We start from the raw sequence: 16,620 nt of genomic DNA, 5'->3' as shown, positions 1-16,620 counted from the left end.
CCGCACCGACCTGGCGACCGGCACCGACCTGACGGCCCGTGCCGGTCTGACGACCAGTGCCGTGTCAAGCCCTCGCCTCGCCCATTGCCCTGAGCCGCCTGTGACCCTACGATGAGCCAGACGTGAGCCGCCCTCGTTCGGGGGTGGCTCCAGCTCTGTCGTGAGACAGCCGTGATTACAAGGGAGTAATCGTGTCCGCTGCCCCTGCCCGCACCCCCGGATCGACCACCGCCGGCGCCCGATCCGCCCGACGCCCCCGCCGAGGCCTCGCCCTCGCCGCCGCGACCGCCGCCGCGGCCCTGGTGCTGAGCGGCCTGCCCGCGATCGCCGCCCAGGCCGCCCCGGTCGACCTCGCCCGCTTCGGCACGGTCACCGCGTCGGCGAGCCAGGCCGACCAGGACGGCACGTTCCCCGCCGACGCCCTGATCGACGGCGACCCGGCCACGCGCTGGGCCAGCGGCAACGGCCCCGACGAGGACGTCGAGTTCACCGCGTCCGTGATCGTCGACCTCGGCGGCACCGCCCGCGTCGACGCGATCGGCCTCGACTGGGAGGCCTCGTACGCCACCGACTACACCGTCGACGTGACGTCGGGCGACCCGACGCTGGCCGAGAGCTGGACCACGGCGCAGACCGTCACGAGCGACGGCGGGCGCGACGACGTCACCCTCACGACCCCGACCGACGCCCGCTACGTGCGCGTCAGCATGCTGGAGCGCTCGGCCGCCACCTGGGACCCCGCCCGCCCGCACTACTACGGCTACTCGGCCTTCGGCCTCCAGGTCTTCGGTGAGGCGCAGACGCGCTCGGTCACCTTCGACCGCTCCACCGCCACCGTCCCGGCCGGCCAGACCCTGACCGCGGGCCTCAGCCTCACCGGCCCGAGCGACGAGCCGGTCACCGTGCGCGTGCGTACCACCGGCGGCACGGCCACCGCGGGCACCGACTACGAAGCCCTCGACGAGACCGTGACCTTCGCACCCGGCGCGACCAGCGCCTCCGTCGACCTCGCCACGACGTCGACCGGCGCGCTCAGCCCGCGCAAGACGATCGAGCTGACCGCGTCCGAGCCCAGCGACCCGACCGTCGTCGGCAGCCGCGCCACGCTCACCGTGTCGCTCACCCCGACGGGCACGCTACCCAACGCCGGCGCGACGACCGTGCTCGACGACTTCGAGGGCGGCGTGCCCGCCGGCTACTTCGGCTGGGGCCAGAGCCCCGAGGTCACCCCCGTCCTCGACACCGTGGAGGCGCAGCGCGAGGGAGCGACGGGCGGCCAGGCCCTGCGTGCCACCGTCACCGGCCCGACCACCGCCGAGAGCTGGTTCGGCTTCTCGCACGACATCCCCGCCACCGACTGGAGCGACGCCGACGGCTTCTCGTTCTGGTTCCGCGGCACCGCCTCGGGCCTGCCCCTGCACTACGAGCTGAAGAACGGCAACGCGGCCCTGTTCGAGCAGACCGTCGTCGACGACAGCGCCGACTGGAAGCAGGTCAGCGTGCTGTTCGCCGACCTGCGGCAGAAGGGCCAGCCGTCGAGCGACCTGCGCTTCGACCCCTCGGCCTCGACCGGCTTCGCCGTCACCCTGACCGGACTCGGTGCGGGCTCGTGGCAGTTCGACGACGTCGCCCTCTACGAGCGCGCGACGACGATCGAGGACTTCGAGGGCGACGTGCCGCTCGGCACGACGACCGACCCGGTCGGCTTCTTCACCTGGGGCTCCCCCGCACCGCTCGAGCCCACGATCAGCCGTGACGTCACCGTGCAGGAGCGCGACGCCCGTGCCGACAACCACGTGCTGAGCGGCGACTTCTCGATCCCTGCCGGCGGCTACGGCGGCCTCAGCCACAACCTGGCCGACAGCCAGGACTGGTCGAGCTACCAGGGCCTGCGGTTCTGGTGGTACGCGTCGCAGTCCAACAACCCGGCCTCGCCGACCGCGGGCGCCGACATCAAGGTCGAGGTCAAGGACGGCAACCCGGCCGGCGGCAGCACCGCCGAGACGAGCGAGCTCTGGGCGACGACCTTCAAGGACAACTGGGGCAGCAGCACCAGCCGCTGGAAGCTCGTCGAACTGCCCTTCTCGTCGTTCACCCCGTCGGGCTACCAGCCGGGCGACGCCGCGACGACGAACGGCACGCTCGACCTGACGAGCGCGTTCGGCTACTCGTTCACCTTCACCCCGGGCACCCCCGCCCCGGTCGGCTACGCGATCGACGACACGCAGCTCTACGGCACCCCGGCGAGCGCCGCGTCCGTCACGGTCGACCCCTCGCAGGACGTCTACCTGGTCGACGCCGGCGGCTCGGTCGAGATCCCCCTGACCGTGACGACGGCCGGCGACGAGCCCCTCGCGTCCGACGTGTCGGTCGACTGGACGACCGCCGACGGCACGGCCGTCGAGGGCACCGACTACGACGCCGCGTCCGGCACGGTGACCTTCGCGGCGGGGACCGCCTCGGGGACGGCAGAGCCCGTGACCGTGTCGACCCGCGCCTCCTCGGGGGCCGCCGAGTCGAAGGAGTTCTCGGTCTCGCTGGCGTCGACCACGGCGAAGGTCGGCGACGGCCCGCGCGTCGTGATCGGTGCGCACGACCTGCCCTACCTCGATGCCTCGCTGCCGACGGCCGACCGCGTCGCCGACCTGCTCGGACGCATGACGCTCGACGAGAAGGTGGGCCAGATGGCGCAGGCCGAACGGCTCGGCCTGTCGTCGCCGCAGGACATCAGCGGCCGTGCGCTCGGCTCGCTGCTGAGCGGCGGCGGTTCGGTGCCCGAGGGCAACACCGCGGTCGCCTGGGCCGACATGGTCGACGCGTACCAGCGTGAGGCCCTGTCGACCCGCCTGCAGATCCCGATGGTCTACGGCGTCGACGCCGTGCACGGCCACAGCAACGTCGTGGGGGCGACGATCTTCCCGCACAACACCGGCCTCGGGGCGACCCGCGACCCGGCCCTCGTCGAGGAGATCGCCCGCGTGACGGCGACCGAGGTGCGCGCGACCGGCGTGCCGTGGACCTTCGCCCCGTGCCTCTGCGTCTCGCGCGACGAGCGATGGGGCCGCAGCTACGAGTCGTTCGGCGAGGACCCCGACCTGGTGCGCACCTTCGCCGCCCCGTCGGTGATGGGCCTGCAGGGCGACGACCCGACCGACATCGGCGGAGCCGACGAGGTGCTCGCCACCGCCAAGCACTGGGCGGGTGACGGCGGCACGAGCTACGACGAGTCGGTGGCCGGCACGGGGGCCTACCCGATCGACCAGGGCGTCACGAACGCCGACTCGCTCGAGGACTTCACCCGGCTGCACGTCGACCCGTACCTGCCGGCGCTCCAGGCGGGCGTGGGCACCATCATGCCCTCGTACTCGGCGGTCGACCTCGGCGACGGCCCGGTGCGCATGCACGAGAACGCCGCGCTGAACACCGGCCTGTTGAAGGGCGACCTGGGCTTCAAGGGGTTCCTCATCAGCGACTGGGAGGGCATCGACAAGCTGCCGGGTGGCAGCTACGCCGACAAGGCCGTCCGTTCGGTGAACGCCGGGCTCGACATGGCCATGGCGCCCTACAACTACGGCGCGTTCATCGACGCGATCGTGGCGGCCGTGGGCTCGGGCGACGTCGCCGAGTCGCGCGTCGACGACGCCGTGCGGCGCATCCTCACCCAGAAGTTCGACCTGAACCTCTTCGAGCAGCCGTTCGCCGACCGCACCAACGTCGACGGGGTCGGCTCGGCCGAGAACCGGGCCGTGGCGCGTCAGGCCGCGGGCGAGTCGCAGGTGCTGCTGAAGAACGCGGGAGGCGCGCTGCCGTTGGCCGCGGACGCCGACCTGTACGTCGCCGGCTCTACCGCGGACGACCTCGGCCGCCAGATGGGCGGCTGGACGATCAGCTGGCAGGGCGGTTCGGGCGACACGACGACCGGCACGAGCATCGCCGAGGGCATCCGCGAGGTCGCGCCCGGTGCGTCGGTCACGCTGAGCCCCGACGCGTCCGCACCGATCGGCGCCGGTCAGACCGGGGTCGTCGTGGTCGGCGAGCGTCCGTACGCCGAGGGCCAGGGCGACGTGCCCAACAACGGCTCGAGCCTGTCGCTGACGGCGTCCGACCAGGCGATCGTCGACAAGGTGTGCGCGGCGACCGCCTCGTGCGTCGTGCTCGTCGTCTCGGGCCGCCCGCAGCTGCTCGGCGACGTCGTGGACGTGGCCGACGCGGTCGTCGCGTCGTCGCTGCCGGGCTCCGAGGGCGCCGGCGTCGCCGACGTGCTGTTCGGCGACCGGCCCTTCACCGGGCGCCTGCCCGTGACCTGGGCGGCGAGCGCCGACCAGGTGCCGATCAACGTCGGCGACGCCGACTACGAACCGCTCTACCCGTACGGCTGGGGTCTGCGCACCGACGGGGCGCGCGAGCGTCTGGAGGCGCTGGTCGCCTCCCTGCCCGAGGGCGCGGCCCGCGAGGCGGTGCAGGACGTGCTCGACGCCGACGTCTGGGACGCCGACGGCACGGTGACCGACGCGGCCACGGCCCTGCGCCTCCTGCTCGCGGCGGTGGCTCCGTTCGGCGGCACCGACCTCGGCACGATGGCCACGGCCGACGACCTCGTGTCGATCGCCCGCGACCTCGCGCAGTCGGCGATGGTCGACGGCACCGCGGTCGACGGGTCGGCCGCCCTGACGGCCGATGCCGAGAACGCCCTGCAACGCGGGCTGCCCGACGTGGCCCTCGCCCGCTTCGCCACGGTGCTCGGCATCGAGCTCGGCGTCGTCGAACCGACGAAGGTCGTCGTGCCCGGCACGCTCGACCCCGCGACCGCCCGACCGGGCGACACGGTGTCGATCACGGCCACGGGCTTCGTGGGCGGCGAGCCCCTTGCGGGCACGGTGTTCTCGGAGCCGCAGTCGATCGGTGGCACGGACGCCACGGCCGCCGGGGTCGGCGTGCTGCGGTTCGTCGTGCCGGCCGACCTCGAGCCCGGCGCGCACGTCGTCGAGCTCGAGGGGTCGGGGCAGATCGCCCGGGCCACCCTGACCGTGCTCGCCGCGGCGGGGCCCGGCGACCCCGGCACCCCCGGGGGCGGCACGCCGGGTGACGGCACGCCGGGTGCGGGCACGCCGGGCAGCGGCGCTCCCGGTACCGGGACGCCCGGTGGCGGCTCGGGCTCGGGGACGGGCTCGGGTGGCACCGTCGTCGCCTCGCCGGCCGGGCTCGCCTGGACGGGCTCGGGCGAGTGGATCGGCATCGCCGTCGCGGCGTTCCTGATCATGGCGCTCGGGGTGGCCCTGCGGCTGCGTCGCCCGCGCGACCGGGGCTGACCCGCCCGGCAGCGCCGCGCCGATGAACCCCGTTTCGAACGATGCACCCCGTCTCTTCTGGGTTCATGGTTCGAAACGGGGTTCGTCGTGGCGAGGGCTCACGGCCACCGGCGCCCCCGCCGCAGCGCCCGCGGGCTGCTAGCGTCGCCGGGTGCTCACCACGGACCGCCTGCTGCTGCGCCGGTGGCGTGACTCCGACCGCGAGCCGTTCGCGGCCCTCAACGCCGACCCCGAGGTGATGCGGCACTTCCCGGCGACGCGCTCCCGTGGCGAGAGCGACGCGATGGTCGACCGGCTCGACGCCGCGATCGAGGCGGACGGGTTCGGGCTCTGGGCCGTCGAGCGTCGCGACACGGCGGCGTTCGTCGGCTTCGTCGGGCTCTTGCGCCCGTCGTTCGACCCCGTGCTCGACCAGCAGGTCGAGATCGGCTGGCGGCTCGCTCGCGACGCGTGGGGCCGGGGCTTCGCCACCGAGGCCGCGCGCGAGGTCGTCCGCTTCGCGTTCGACGCGTCCGGCGCCGACCTGCCCGCCATCATCAGCTTCACGGCGGCGACGAACGAACCGTCCCGCCGCGTGATGCGCCGCCTCGGCATGACGCACGACCCGGCCGACGACTTCGAGCACCCGGCGCTGCCACCCGGCCACGAGCTGCGGCCGCACGTCCTCTACCGGCTGCGCCGCCCCTCCTGACCGCTCCGTGACGCGCGTCGCGCGCCGCGCCCCTCGTGTGCCGCGCCTCTCACGTGCCGTGGACCACGAGGGAACGACGTCGACGGCACGGACCGGGGTCACCGCGGTGCGGGCCCGACCGCGACGCCGACCAGCGCCTCGGCCTCACTCGCCGCGGCGAGCGCCTCGGCCACCCGCGACAGCGCGAACGTCTCGCCGACGAGCGACTCGAGCGGCCATCGCCGCCAGGCCCCGGACGCCCAGTCCACGGCCGACGCGAGCCGCTCGGGACCGGCCTCCCCGACGCCCGTGAGCGTGACGAGCCCCTGGACGAGCCGAGTGCTCGCCACCGTCACGTCGTCCCGGTCGGCCGCGCCTGCGAGCACCACGACTCCCCCCGCGGCGACCTCCCCGAGCAACCTCGACGCCCCGGCGGCTCCGTCGAGCGCGAGCCCGACCGTGCGGTGACGCCCCGACCGGTCGACGGACGCGAGCGCCCTCGACAGGGCGTGCGGCCCGGCCGACGCCGCGGGGTCGGCCACGGCCACGGCGCCGAACGCGCGCGACCGCTCGCGCCGCGCCTCCTGCGGGTCGACGACCACGACGCGGGCGCCCTGGTCGGTCGCCATCGCCGTCGCGGCGAGTCCGACGGCGTCGGCGCCCGACACGACGACGACCTGGTCGACGAGCGACGGCACCCCCGAGAGCCCGAGCACCGAGGAGGCGCGGTGCAGCAGCTCGGCGGCCGTCGCGGTCACCCCGGCCACCGGCGCGAGCACGGCCGCGGGCACGTCGTCGGCGACGACCATCACGGCGGTGCCCCGGCGCAGGTGGACGTGGCTCGCGAACGCGCCGGAGAGCTGCCAGCTGCGCCGCGTGCGCTCCCGCCCGTAGGCCTCGAGCGACGCGCACGCCGCGCCCAGTCCGCGGTGGCAGGCGGCGCACCGGCCGCACGTCACGGTGCGCGACCAGACGACGCGCATGCCGGGCCGCAGCCGCCGACCGTCGTGGGCCCGCGCGTGCTCGTCGCCCTCGACGACGAGCCCCACGGCCGAACCGCCGAGCACGACCGGTGCCCGCACGCCTGCTCGCCCGGACGCCACGGCGACCTCGTCCGCGCCGGCGACCGCGAGCTCGATCGCCACCAGGGAGTCGCCGCGCGCGAGCCGCACCCCGGGCACGGCGATCTCGCTGAAGTCTGCGCCGGCGCCCCCACCGGCTCCGGCCGCGGCGCCCCCACCGGCTCCGGCAGCGGCTCCGGCCCCCGGGCCGAGCCAGACCTGCGCGGTGGCCGGCGGGTCGAGGCACACGTCGCGGCCGTCGAGCACCGGACGCATCGGGTCCGCTCGCAGCCGCTCCGCCTGCGTCGCCCTCGACATCGTCCCCGCCCCTCGCGCCCGGCCTCCGGCGCACGCCACGACCTTAGGCAGCACGGGTGGCGGCCGGGCGAACCCCCGGCGTCCGCCCGGTGAACGCGGCGATCCGTCGAGTCACGCGACCGGCGTCAGCCCCAGCGCCCAGATCACGTCGGCGACCTCGTCCTCGGGCGAGCGACCGGCGTCGACGACGACGTGTCGTTCGTCGGCCTGCGGCGGTTCGAGCGTCGCGACCTGCGAGTCGAGCAGCGACGTCGGCATGAAGTGTCCCTCTCGGGCGGCCATCCGGTCGCCGAGCAGGTCGCGGCTGCCGCGCAGGTAGACGAAGACGACGTTGTGCTCGCGCAGCACGTCGCGGTACGTCCGCTTGAGCGCCGAGCAGGTGATCACGCCCGGCACCCCCGCCATCGCGTGCTCGACGATCCACGACGACACCGTGTCGAGCCACGGCGCCCGGTCGTCGTCGTCGAGCGGCTGGCCGGCGGCCATCTTGGCGACGTTCTCGTCGGGGTGCAGGTCGTCGCCCTCGTACGAGTCCCAGCCGAGCCGCTCGGCGAGCAGGGCCGCGACCGTCGACTTGCCCGAACCCGACACGCCCATGACGACGAGCACGGGGTCGGTCGCGTACGGCCCGCCCGCCGGCACCGCGCCTCCTGCGTCCGTCGCGGCACCCGAGGAGGCGCGGTCCGCGTTCTCGAGGACGCCCATCAGATGAACACGCTCGCGAGCATGACCCCGGCGAGGGCCGTCAGGCTGAGGACGCACTCCATGAGGCTCCACGTCTTGAAGTTCTGCCCGACCGTGGTGCCGAGGTACTCCTTGATGAGCCAGAAGCCCGCGTCGTTCACGTGCGACAGGAACACCGAGCCCGCTCCGATGGCGAGCACCAGCAGCGACGCCTCGGGGGTCGACATGTCGGCGGCGAGCGGGGCCATGATGCCGGCGGCCGTGACCGTGGCGACGGTGGCCGAGCCGGTGGCGACGCGCACGAGGGCGGCGACGACCCAGGCGACGAGCAGCACGCTGACGCCCGACTCCGAGACGGCGTCGCCGATCACGGTGCCTATGCCGGTGTCGATCAGCACCTGCTTGAACCCGCCGCCGGCACCGACGATCAGCAGGATGCCGGCGACGTCGGGCAGCGACGAGCCGAGCGTCTTCGACACGGCGGCCTTGTCCATGCCCCCGGCACGGGCGTAGAACACCATCGCGTACAGCACGGCGACGGTCAGCGCGACCATGGGCGTCCCGAGGAACTCGAGCAGGTCGACCCAGGTGCCCGTCGCGGTCGGCAGCGCCGCCTCGCGGATCGAACGGGCGAGCATCAGCACGACCGGCAGCAGGATGCCCACCAGGGCGTTCGCGAAGCTGGGGCGCTTGCGGGCCGACCCCTCGCCGCCGTCCTCCTCCTTCGAGACGAAGAGGTCGGGCACCGGCACCGGCGCCCACTTCGCGGCGAGCTTCGAGAAGAGCGGACCGGCGACGATCACGGTGGGGACGGCCACCAGCACGCCGAGGCCGAGGGTGAGGCCGAGGTCGGCGCCGACGGTCGAGACGGCGAGCAGCGGGCCGGGATGCGGCGGCACGAGGGCGTGCATCGCCGAGAGGCCGGCGAGCGCCGGGATCGCGATGCGCATGAGCGGCAGGCCCGACCGGCGGGCGACGAGCACGATGACCGGGATCAGCAGCACGAGGCCGACCTCGAAGAACATCGGCAGCCCGATCAGGGCGCCGATGAGGGCCATGACCCAGGGCAGGGCCTTCTGCGACGACCGCGAGATGAGCGTGTCGACGATGCGGTCCGCTCCGCCCGAGTCGCTGAGCAGCTTGCCGAACATGGCCCCGAGGCCGATGAGGATGCCGACGCTCGTCATGGTCGAGCCGAAGCCGGTGCCGAAGCTCGTGACGGCGTCGCCGGGCGCGAGGCCCGCGCCGATGCCGACCCCGACCGCGCCGAGCAGCAGAGCGAGGAAGGGATGGACCTTCAGCCAGGTGATGAGGCCGACGATCACGACGATGCCCACGAGGGCCGCGATGATCAACTGCGCGTCGGTGCCCGAGGGCGTGGGGGCGGCGGTCGCCGCGGCGAGGAGGTGCATCCGGTCGCGTCCTTCCGAGGACGCGTCACTGCGACCTCTTCGTCGTGGGCCGAGGCCCGGGGGTTGTCGATCGGCAGGGCCCGACGGATGTCTGGCAGTCTGGTCTGACGAACGAGTCTGATTAGTGTGACTAATCAGACTTATGGAGTGTGCCACAGACGGCACGACCGCGCCACCCGTGTCCACCCCACCCTCTTCCCTAGGAGTCGACGATGAACCCCGGCCTCACCGCAGCACGAGAAGGCGGCCTGCACGCCCGGGTCGTCGACGCCCTCGGCACCGAGATCGTCGACGGTCGACTCGCGGTGGGCTCCGTCCTGAACCTCGACGACCTGGCCGTCCGCTTCGCCGTCTCGCGATCGGTGCTGCGCGAGGCCCTGCGGGTGCTGCAGTCCCTCGGCATGGTCGAACCCCGCCAGCGCCTCGGCACCCAGGTGCTGCCCCGCACCTCGTGGGACCTCATGAACCCGCAGATCATCCTGTGGCGCGGGCGCAGCCCCGAGTACTTCGTGCAGATGCGCGAGCTGCTCGAACTGCGACTCGGCCTCGAGCCGGTGGCGGCCCGGCTGAGCGCCCTGGCCTTCACACCCGACCAGGCATCCGCCGTCGAGGACGCCGCCCGCACGATGGTCGCCGCCGCCGAGTCGGGTGACGGCCGCGCCTACCTCGAGGCCGACGTCGCGTTCCACACGGCGATGCTGCGCGGCTCGGGCAACGACGTCATCGGCCACTTCGCGACGACCGTCGAGGCCCTGCTGCGCACCCGCACCGAAGAACGCCGCTTCACGATCACCGGGTACACGCCCGCGGCGGCCGGCCTCCACCTCGACCTGGCCCTCGCGATCCGGGCCGGCGACGCCGACGACGCGTTCACCCGGGCCTGGCGGCTGATCGACACGACGGTCGGCGAGTTCGTCGCCGAGGCCGGCGGCTCCCCCGCCACGTGACCCGCGCCTCCTGCGCTCGTCGGCCGACACGCCGAGGAGGCGCGGCGAACGCACAGGCGTCCGTCACGTCTCGTTCACGCCCAGGTCGCCCGCGGGGTGGAGCATCGACGCATGATCTCGCTCAGCGCCCTCGTCAAGCCGAAGGACGGAATCCACTCGGTCCGCCTGCTCGAGAAGAGCCTCCGCGACCACTACGAGAACGTGCCCGTCAGGGACCACCAGTACCTCGTCCGCTTCGCCGACGGTCCGGCGCTCGTGACCGACGAACTCGCGGGCCTGCGGGTCGACGTGGTCGTCTCGGACGAGCGGGCCGCCTCGCACTTCCGCGAGGCCCTGGCCGGCGAGATCGCGACCCGGGTGCTCGGTCGCACCGTCGACGTCGTGTGGTCGCGCTCGGCGACCGTTCCCGCACCGCTGCGCTGACGCGGACCCTGCTGCACCGCGTCAGCGTCGGGCCGGGCCGGGCCTCACGCCGGGGTGGCGGCTCCGTCGGCGTCCGCCGCGACGATCAGCTTCGTCATCGTGCGATGCAGCACGACGAGCTCGTCGCGCGTCACCCCGAGCCGGGCCATCATGCGCCCGGGGATGCCCTCGGCCTCGCTCCGCAGCGCGGCACCCGTCGGGGTCAGTTCGATCGACAGCGCCCGCTCGTCGTCGGCCCGTCGCCCGCGGGTCAGCAGACCCTGCGCCTCGAGCCGCTTGAGCAGCGGACTGAGCGTGCCCGGGTCGAGCCGCAACAGACGACTGAGCTCGCGACCCGACAGCGGGGCGTGCTGCCACAGGGCCAGCATCACGAGGTACTGCGGGTGCGTCAGCCCGAGCGGCTCGAGCACCGGGCGGTAGGCCGCGACGACGCCGCGCGACGCGACCGAGAGCGCGAAGCAGATCTGGCTCTCGAGCTCGAGCGGGTCGGCGGGCGGAGACGCGACGGCGGCGCTCATGCCCGCGGCACCGGGCAGTGCACCATGGTGCGGACGCCCGTGCGGTCGACGACGTGCTCGTCCATCGGCGCACCACAGAGGGGGCACTCCCCGCCGTGCTGCGGCGCGACCGCCGGAGCCTCGTTCTTCAACCCCAACTGCGCCCCGCCGATGTAGGGACGCAACCGGGCGTTCATCCGCTCGACCAGGTCGCCGAACCTGCTGCCGTGCTCGTGGTGTCGCTCGGGTCTCGTCATGATGCTGAGTGTACCAACCATTGGTACACCAACGAACGATCTACCGAGGCATGGCACACGACCGCGCCCGCCCCGACGAGCGGGACGGGCGTGGATCGGCCGGGCCGAGGAGGCGCGGGTGGTGCCGGTCAGGCGACCTTGCGTCCCTGCGCCAACGTCTGGTGCGCCCGGGCGGCGAGCTCGCCGCGGACGAGCACCTCGTACCGGCCGGCCTCCATCGTGCGGACCGACGAGAAGTCGCGGCGACCGCGCAGCATCTTGTGACCGACGAAGCCCCACAGGGCTCCCCACAGGGCACCGAGGCCGACGGCCACGAGCAGGACGCCGATCCACGCGCCGGTCGGGGCGAAGATGCCGAACAGCAGGCCGAGCAGCAGACCGAACCAGGCACCGCCACCGGCGCCTCGACCGGCGGCCTTGCCCGAGGTGAGTCGACCCGAGACGTTCTCGACGGTGCGGATGTCGTGCCCGACGATCGAGACGCTCTCGACGGGGAACCCCTCGTCGGACAACAGGTCGACGGCGGACTGGGCGTCCTCGTACTTGGTGAACGAGGCCAGCACCTGCGGGTAGCCCGCGCCGGCGAAGGCGCCGATGCCGCCGGGGCCGGGAGTGCCGGTGGTGGGGGTCGAGTGGGGGTCGGGCTGGCCGTAGCCGGGCTGGCCGTACGGTGCGCCCTGCGGCGGCAGCTGCTGGCCGGGTGCCTGCTGGCCCTGCTGGCCGGGCGTCGGGCCGCCCTGCTGCCCCTGCTCGGGCGTGGCCTGCGGGCCGGCGCCCTGCGGCGCGTACTCGCCGTACGCGGGGCGCGGGCGGTCGTCGGGGGTGGGCGTGGTGTCCTGCTCGTTGCTCATGGACCCGTTCTATCGCGCCCGCGTCCGTGCGGAGGGAATGCACAGACGGCCCACAGCATGCCTTGGCTCGCTCCCAGTCCCGCCGACTCCGGCCCGGTGCGGCAGGATCGACGGATGACTACCACCCACGTCCTCGTGCTCGACTTCGACGGGACCGTCTGCCTGGGCGACGGCGCCGTCCTGACGTACGCGCGCCTCCTCGACGAGGCGCTCGCCGCGACCGACGAGCAGCACCCGCCGCGACTGGTCGAGGCCGTGCTGGCGCGGTTCGTCGGCAGCCCCCTCGCCGACGAGCCCGAGGGCGTCGACGAGGCCATCGCGTACGGCGAGGGCTCCCCCGACGGGTACGTCGTCGCCGAACGGGTCTCGCGAGCCCTGGGCGTCGACGACGCGGCGCGTTCGGCCGCCTACGCCGGGGCCCGTGCGGCCCTCGCCGAGGGCCGCCTCGAGGTCTCCGCACCCGACGGGCTCGCCGACCTGCTCGACTCGCTGCCCGACGGCGTCCGCGTCGTGCTCGTGACGAACTCCCCCGAGCACGGCGTCGTCCAGCCGCTCGAGCGGCTGGGGCTCGCCGACCGCGTCGACGAACTCGTCACCGACGCGCGCAAGCCGGCCGGCCTGCCCGCCGTGCTCGAGCGGCTCCGGGCCGACGCGGGCCTCGCCGACCGGCCCGACCGCCTGCTCAGCGTGGGCGACATCTGGCCGAACGACCTCGAGCCGGCCGCGGCGCAGGGCTCGCCGACGGCCCTGGTCGAACGCTTCGCCGCCCCGGACGCCCGGCCGACGCACCGGGCGGCGACCCTGCCCGAGCTGTACCCGGCCGTCCGCGCCTGGGCGACCCGCACCTCCTGAGGCCTGCGCGCCGCGACTCAGACCGTCGCCGGAACCACCGCGAAGCGGGCACCCGGGTGGTCGGCCGACAGGTGCGGGCCGGGGCGACCGAGCATCTGCTCACGCAACGTGCCCGTGGCGGGCTCGGCCGGCATGCGACCGCGGCGGCGGAGTTCGGGCACGACGAGCTCGGCGAAGTCCGCCAGGTCGGCCGTGCCGAAGATCGGCTCGAGCAGGAACCCGTCGAGGTCGGTCTCGTCGACCAGGCGCTCGAGCTCGTCCGCGACCTCGACGGGGTCGCCGACCAGCTGCAGGCCGCGGGTGCCCTTGCCCCGCAGGTCGTCGAGGATCTCGCGGACCGTGGGCGCCGGCGAACCGTCCTTCGGCAGGAAGCGGTCGATGTTGCTCTGACCCATCTGGCCGACGGGTCCGCCGTCGTCCTGCAGCTGGGTCAGGTCGCGCGCGGGGTCGAGCGAGAGCAGGTCGATGCCGGTGTTGCCCGCGTAGAGCACGGCGACGACCTCGTCGGTCTGCAGGTCGTCGAACTCCCTGCGCAGGGCGACGGCCTCGTCGTGGGTCGGGGCGACCGTGACGGTCAGCCCGACCATGATCTTGACCGACTCGGGGTCGCGGCCGAGGGCGGCCGCCTTCGCCCGGATGTCGGCGACGTTCGCCGCCGTCTTCGGCACCGTCGTGCCCTGCACGAAGACGCACTCGGCGTTGCGGGCGGCGTAGGCGCGCCCGCGGTCCGAGGTGCCCGCCTGGAACAGCACCGGCGTGCGCTGCGGTGAGGGCGCGACCGTGAAGTAGCCCGACGACCGGAAGTGCTCGCCCGCGAACTCGACGCGGTGGATGCGGTCGCGGTCGGCCAGGACGCCCGCCTCGGCGTCGCCACGGAACGCGCCGTCCTCCCAGCAGCCCTCCCAGAGGGTCATCGCCAGGTCGACGTACTCGTCGGCCTGGTCGTAGCGGGCGTCGTGGCCGCGCATCTCGTCGTGGCCGAACAACTCGGCGACGGTGTTCTGCGAGGCACCCGTGACGATGTTCCAGCCGATGCGCCCACCGGTCAGGTGGTCGAGGGTGGCGAAGCGGCGCGCGGACTGGACGGGGTGGTCGAGCCCGGTCGACGAGGTGACGACGAAGCCGAGCCGCTCGGTCTCGCGGGCCAGGGTCGGGATCAGCAGCGCCGGGTCCATGCCGGGGAAGTTGATGCCGCCGCGGGCCGCCGTCTCGGGCAGGTCGCCGTCGATCGACGGGTAGCCGAAGCCGTCGGCGAAGAACAAGAAGTCGAAGCCGGCCCGATCGAGCAGCTTCGCCATGCCGATCCACAGGTCGAGCCCGTGGTAGCCGAGCGAGTCGCTGCGGGGGTGGGACCAGCTGAGGGTGCCGCCGACCTGGGGGCCGGCGACTTCGAACACACCGAGACGGATCTGCTTCATGCCGTCAGTGAACCGGATGGTTCACCCGGAGTCCAGCCACGAAACGAACTGTTAATACGACGGGTCGTCAGCGGGTGACGGCCGCGGCGGACCGGACGCGGGCGACCAGCGCCTCGGTGGCCTCGACGGCGGCGCGGTCGACCGCGGCGCTCGACCCGGCGCTGAGCAGCGTGGCCTGGAAGCCACGCCAGAGCGCGACCGTCTCGTGCGCGAACGACTCGGCCCGCGCCTCCTCGACGCCCTCGGCGCGGTACGCCGCCGCGACCTGGCCCACCCACTCGGTGCCGATGTCGCCGAGCAGCGAGGCGTAGCGCTCGCGGTCGAAGCTCGCGAGGCCGAACACCTCGAAGAACAGCCGGTTGAACGGCTGGTTGACGGGGTCGGACACCGTCCGCCAGACGGCGAGGAGGCGCTGGTCGAGCGGCAGGTCGGGCCCGGCCAGGTGGTCCACGACCCCGACGATGCCCGGGAACCGCCGTTCTGCCCCGTGCAAGGCCGCGACGACCAGCTCTTCTCGGCTGCCGAAGTAGTACAGCAGCATGCGGTTGTTCGAGCCGACCGCCGTGGCCAGGCCGCGGAGGGTGAGCTGGCCGACGCCGTTCTCGAGCACGTGGTCGACGACGCGCTCGAGCAGTTCGGCCCTCTTGTCGGAGGACTCGCGCGTGGCCATGCCCCCGAAACTAACGCGTCCTCAGGTCGGCGACGACGGCAACACGTCCGAAACGACGATGAAACAGTCCGGGTCTAGCTTTTCGACACCTCACCCGAACAACCCTCAGGAGACCCCCATGAGCCCCCTCTCCGTACCGTCCGCGTTCCGTGACTCGTCCCTCGACCGCCGCGGGTTCCTGCGCCTGGGCGGCTCGGCTGCCCTCGTCGTCGGCACGACCGCCCTGCTCGCCGCCTGCACCGACTCGTCGGCCGGCACGGGCGCGGCGACCGGCGGGGCCGCATCCGGCGGGGCCTTCGGCACCATCGCCGTGCAGCTGTCGTGGATCAAGAACATCGAGTTCGCGGGCGAGTACTTCGCCACCGAGAAGGGCTACTACACCGACGCGGGCTTCAGCGAGGTGACGCTGCTCGCCGGCGGCGGGCAGACCGGAGCCGAGGAGGCGCTGCTCGCCGGACAGGCCAAGGTCGGCTTGTCGTCGGCGTCGCTCACCGGCCCCTCGGTCGCCCAGGGCGCGGCGCTGAAGATCATCGGCACGACCTTCCAGAAGAACCCGTTCTGCCTGCTGTCGCTCGAGGAGGGCAACCCGATCCGCACGCTCGACGACCTCAAGGGCAAGAAGATCGGCGTGCAGTCGGGCGGCAACCAGACCATCTTCGAGGGGTTCCTCAAGGCCAACGACATGACCCTCGACGACGTCGAGCTGGTGGCCACCCAGTACGACATCGCGCCGCTCGAGACGAACGCGTACGACGCGCACATGTCGTACATCACGAACGAGCCCATCCTCGCCGAGATGGACGGCTTCACCCCCGTCGTGCTGGGCTTCGCCGACAACGGGCTGCCGTTCGTCGCCGAGACCTTCACCGTCACGCAGGACACCATCGACAACGAACGCGACATGCTCAAGGCCTTCCTGGTCGCCGAGATCAAGGGCTGGACCGACGCGGTGAAGAGCCCGGAGCAGAGCGCGAAGTACGCCGTCGAGAAGTACGGCAAGGACCAGGACCTCGACGTCGAGGAGCAGACCGCCGAGGCCGAGGCGCAGAACACCCTGATCCTCACCGAGGACGTCAACGCCAACGGCCTGTTCACGATGACCGACGAACTGGTCGCCGAGAACATCGCCTCGCTGAAGGCCATGGGCACCGACGTGTCGGCCGACGACCTCTTCGACCTCAGCATCATCAACGAGGTCTACGAGGAGAACCCCGACCTCATCACGACCTTCACGATCCCCACGGCATGACC

The 16,620-nt window shown here is 73.3% G+C and carries 14 protein-coding genes; 6 read left to right on the top strand and 8 right to left on the bottom strand.

Features of this window, described 5'->3' with window-relative positions; all coding sequences use genetic code 11:
* Positions 1 to 191: 191 nt before the first annotated feature.
* Both ASG05_RS15080 and ASG05_RS15075 read left to right on the top strand, forming a co-directional pair.
* A complete protein-coding gene (locus tag ASG05_RS15080; RefSeq protein WP_056262666.1) occupies positions 192 to 5,309 on the top strand; it encodes a glycoside hydrolase family 3 N-terminal domain-containing protein in 5,118 nt (1,705 codons plus the stop codon).
* 151 nt (positions 5,310 to 5,460) lie between these two features.
* Complete coding sequence (locus ASG05_RS15075) at positions 5,461 to 6,000, top strand: GNAT family N-acetyltransferase (protein WP_056262664.1); 540 nt, start codon at positions 5,461 to 5,463, stop codon at positions 5,998 to 6,000.
* Between the two features lie 98 nt (positions 6,001 to 6,098).
* On the opposite strand, the gene ASG05_RS15070 is transcribed toward ASG05_RS15075, so the two are convergent.
* The 3 genes from ASG05_RS15070 to ASG05_RS15060 form a co-directional block, all read right to left on the bottom strand.
* Positions 6,099 to 7,316 carry an alcohol dehydrogenase catalytic domain-containing protein gene (locus tag ASG05_RS15070; RefSeq protein ID WP_056262661.1) on the bottom strand — a complete coding sequence of 406 codons (1,218 nt, stop codon included), beginning with the start codon at positions 7,314 to 7,316 and terminating at the stop codon, positions 6,099 to 6,101.
* A gap of 153 nt (positions 7,317 to 7,469) precedes the next feature.
* The gene (locus tag ASG05_RS15065; protein ID WP_082486853.1) at positions 7,470 to 8,063 is read right to left on the bottom strand and encodes a gluconokinase; all 594 of its coding nucleotides are present in this window, start codon (positions 8,061 to 8,063) and stop codon (positions 7,470 to 7,472) included.
* A complete protein-coding gene (locus tag ASG05_RS15060; protein ID WP_056262658.1) occupies positions 8,063 to 9,454 on the bottom strand; it encodes a GntP family permease in 1,392 nt (463 codons plus the stop codon). The genes ASG05_RS15065 and ASG05_RS15060 overlap by 1 nt, the downstream gene beginning before the upstream one ends.
* Before the next feature lie 212 nt (positions 9,455 to 9,666).
* Here ASG05_RS15060 and ASG05_RS15055 point away from each other — a divergent pair, with 212 nt between their 5' ends.
* Both ASG05_RS15055 and ASG05_RS15050 read left to right on the top strand, forming a co-directional pair.
* The gene (locus ASG05_RS15055) at positions 9,667 to 10,401 is read left to right on the top strand and encodes a FadR/GntR family transcriptional regulator (protein ID WP_056262654.1); all 735 of its coding nucleotides are present in this window, start codon (positions 9,667 to 9,669) and stop codon (positions 10,399 to 10,401) included.
* 111 nt (positions 10,402 to 10,512) lie between these two features.
* Positions 10,513 to 10,824, top strand: a complete 312-nt coding sequence (locus tag ASG05_RS15050) for a hypothetical protein (protein WP_056262651.1) — start codon at positions 10,513 to 10,515, stop codon at positions 10,822 to 10,824.
* Between the two features lie 44 nt (positions 10,825 to 10,868).
* Here ASG05_RS15050 and ASG05_RS15045 read toward each other — a convergent pair whose 3' ends face one another.
* The 3 genes from ASG05_RS15045 to ASG05_RS16930 form a co-directional block, all read right to left on the bottom strand.
* Positions 10,869 to 11,342: a MarR family winged helix-turn-helix transcriptional regulator gene (locus ASG05_RS15045; RefSeq protein ID WP_056262648.1), complete on the bottom strand. Its 474-nt coding sequence runs from the start codon at positions 11,340 to 11,342 to the stop codon at positions 10,869 to 10,871.
* The gene (locus ASG05_RS15040; protein ID WP_056263201.1) at positions 11,339 to 11,578 is read right to left on the bottom strand and encodes a hypothetical protein; all 240 of its coding nucleotides are present in this window, start codon (positions 11,576 to 11,578) and stop codon (positions 11,339 to 11,341) included. Before ASG05_RS15040 ends, ASG05_RS15045 begins: the two co-directional genes overlap by 4 nt.
* Positions 11,579 to 11,706: 128 nt before the next feature.
* Positions 11,707 to 12,429, bottom strand: coding sequence for a general stress protein (locus ASG05_RS16930; protein ID WP_235491539.1), 723 nt, complete (start codon positions 12,427 to 12,429; stop codon positions 11,707 to 11,709).
* A gap of 114 nt (positions 12,430 to 12,543) precedes the next feature.
* Here ASG05_RS16930 and ASG05_RS15030 point away from each other — a divergent pair, with 114 nt between their 5' ends.
* Positions 12,544 to 13,281, top strand: a complete 738-nt coding sequence (locus tag ASG05_RS15030) for an HAD family hydrolase (protein WP_056262645.1) — start codon at positions 12,544 to 12,546, stop codon at positions 13,279 to 13,281.
* 17 nt (positions 13,282 to 13,298) lie between these two features.
* Here ASG05_RS15030 and ASG05_RS15025 read toward each other — a convergent pair whose 3' ends face one another.
* Positions 13,299 to 14,699 (bottom strand): NtaA/DmoA family FMN-dependent monooxygenase, encoded by a 1,401-nt coding sequence (locus ASG05_RS15025; RefSeq protein WP_056262642.1) that lies wholly within the window; start codon positions 14,697 to 14,699, stop codon positions 13,299 to 13,301.
* 67 nt (positions 14,700 to 14,766) lie between these two features.
* Complete coding sequence (locus ASG05_RS15020; protein ID WP_056262639.1) at positions 14,767 to 15,369, bottom strand: TetR/AcrR family transcriptional regulator; 603 nt, start codon at positions 15,367 to 15,369, stop codon at positions 14,767 to 14,769.
* A gap of 118 nt (positions 15,370 to 15,487) precedes the next feature.
* Between ASG05_RS15020 and ASG05_RS15015 the strand changes: the two genes are divergently transcribed.
* A complete protein-coding gene (locus ASG05_RS15015) occupies positions 15,488 to 16,618 on the top strand; it encodes an ABC transporter substrate-binding protein (RefSeq protein ID WP_056262636.1) in 1,131 nt (376 codons plus the stop codon).
* Positions 16,619 to 16,620: the final 2 nt, after the last annotated feature.

Source organism: Frigoribacterium sp. Leaf186, assembly GCF_001423905.1.
Lineage (GTDB): Bacteria > Actinomycetota > Actinomycetes > Actinomycetales > Microbacteriaceae > Frigoribacterium.
Note: the sequence above shows the minus strand (reverse complement) of the source record. Positions and strands in the feature narration are given on the sequence as shown.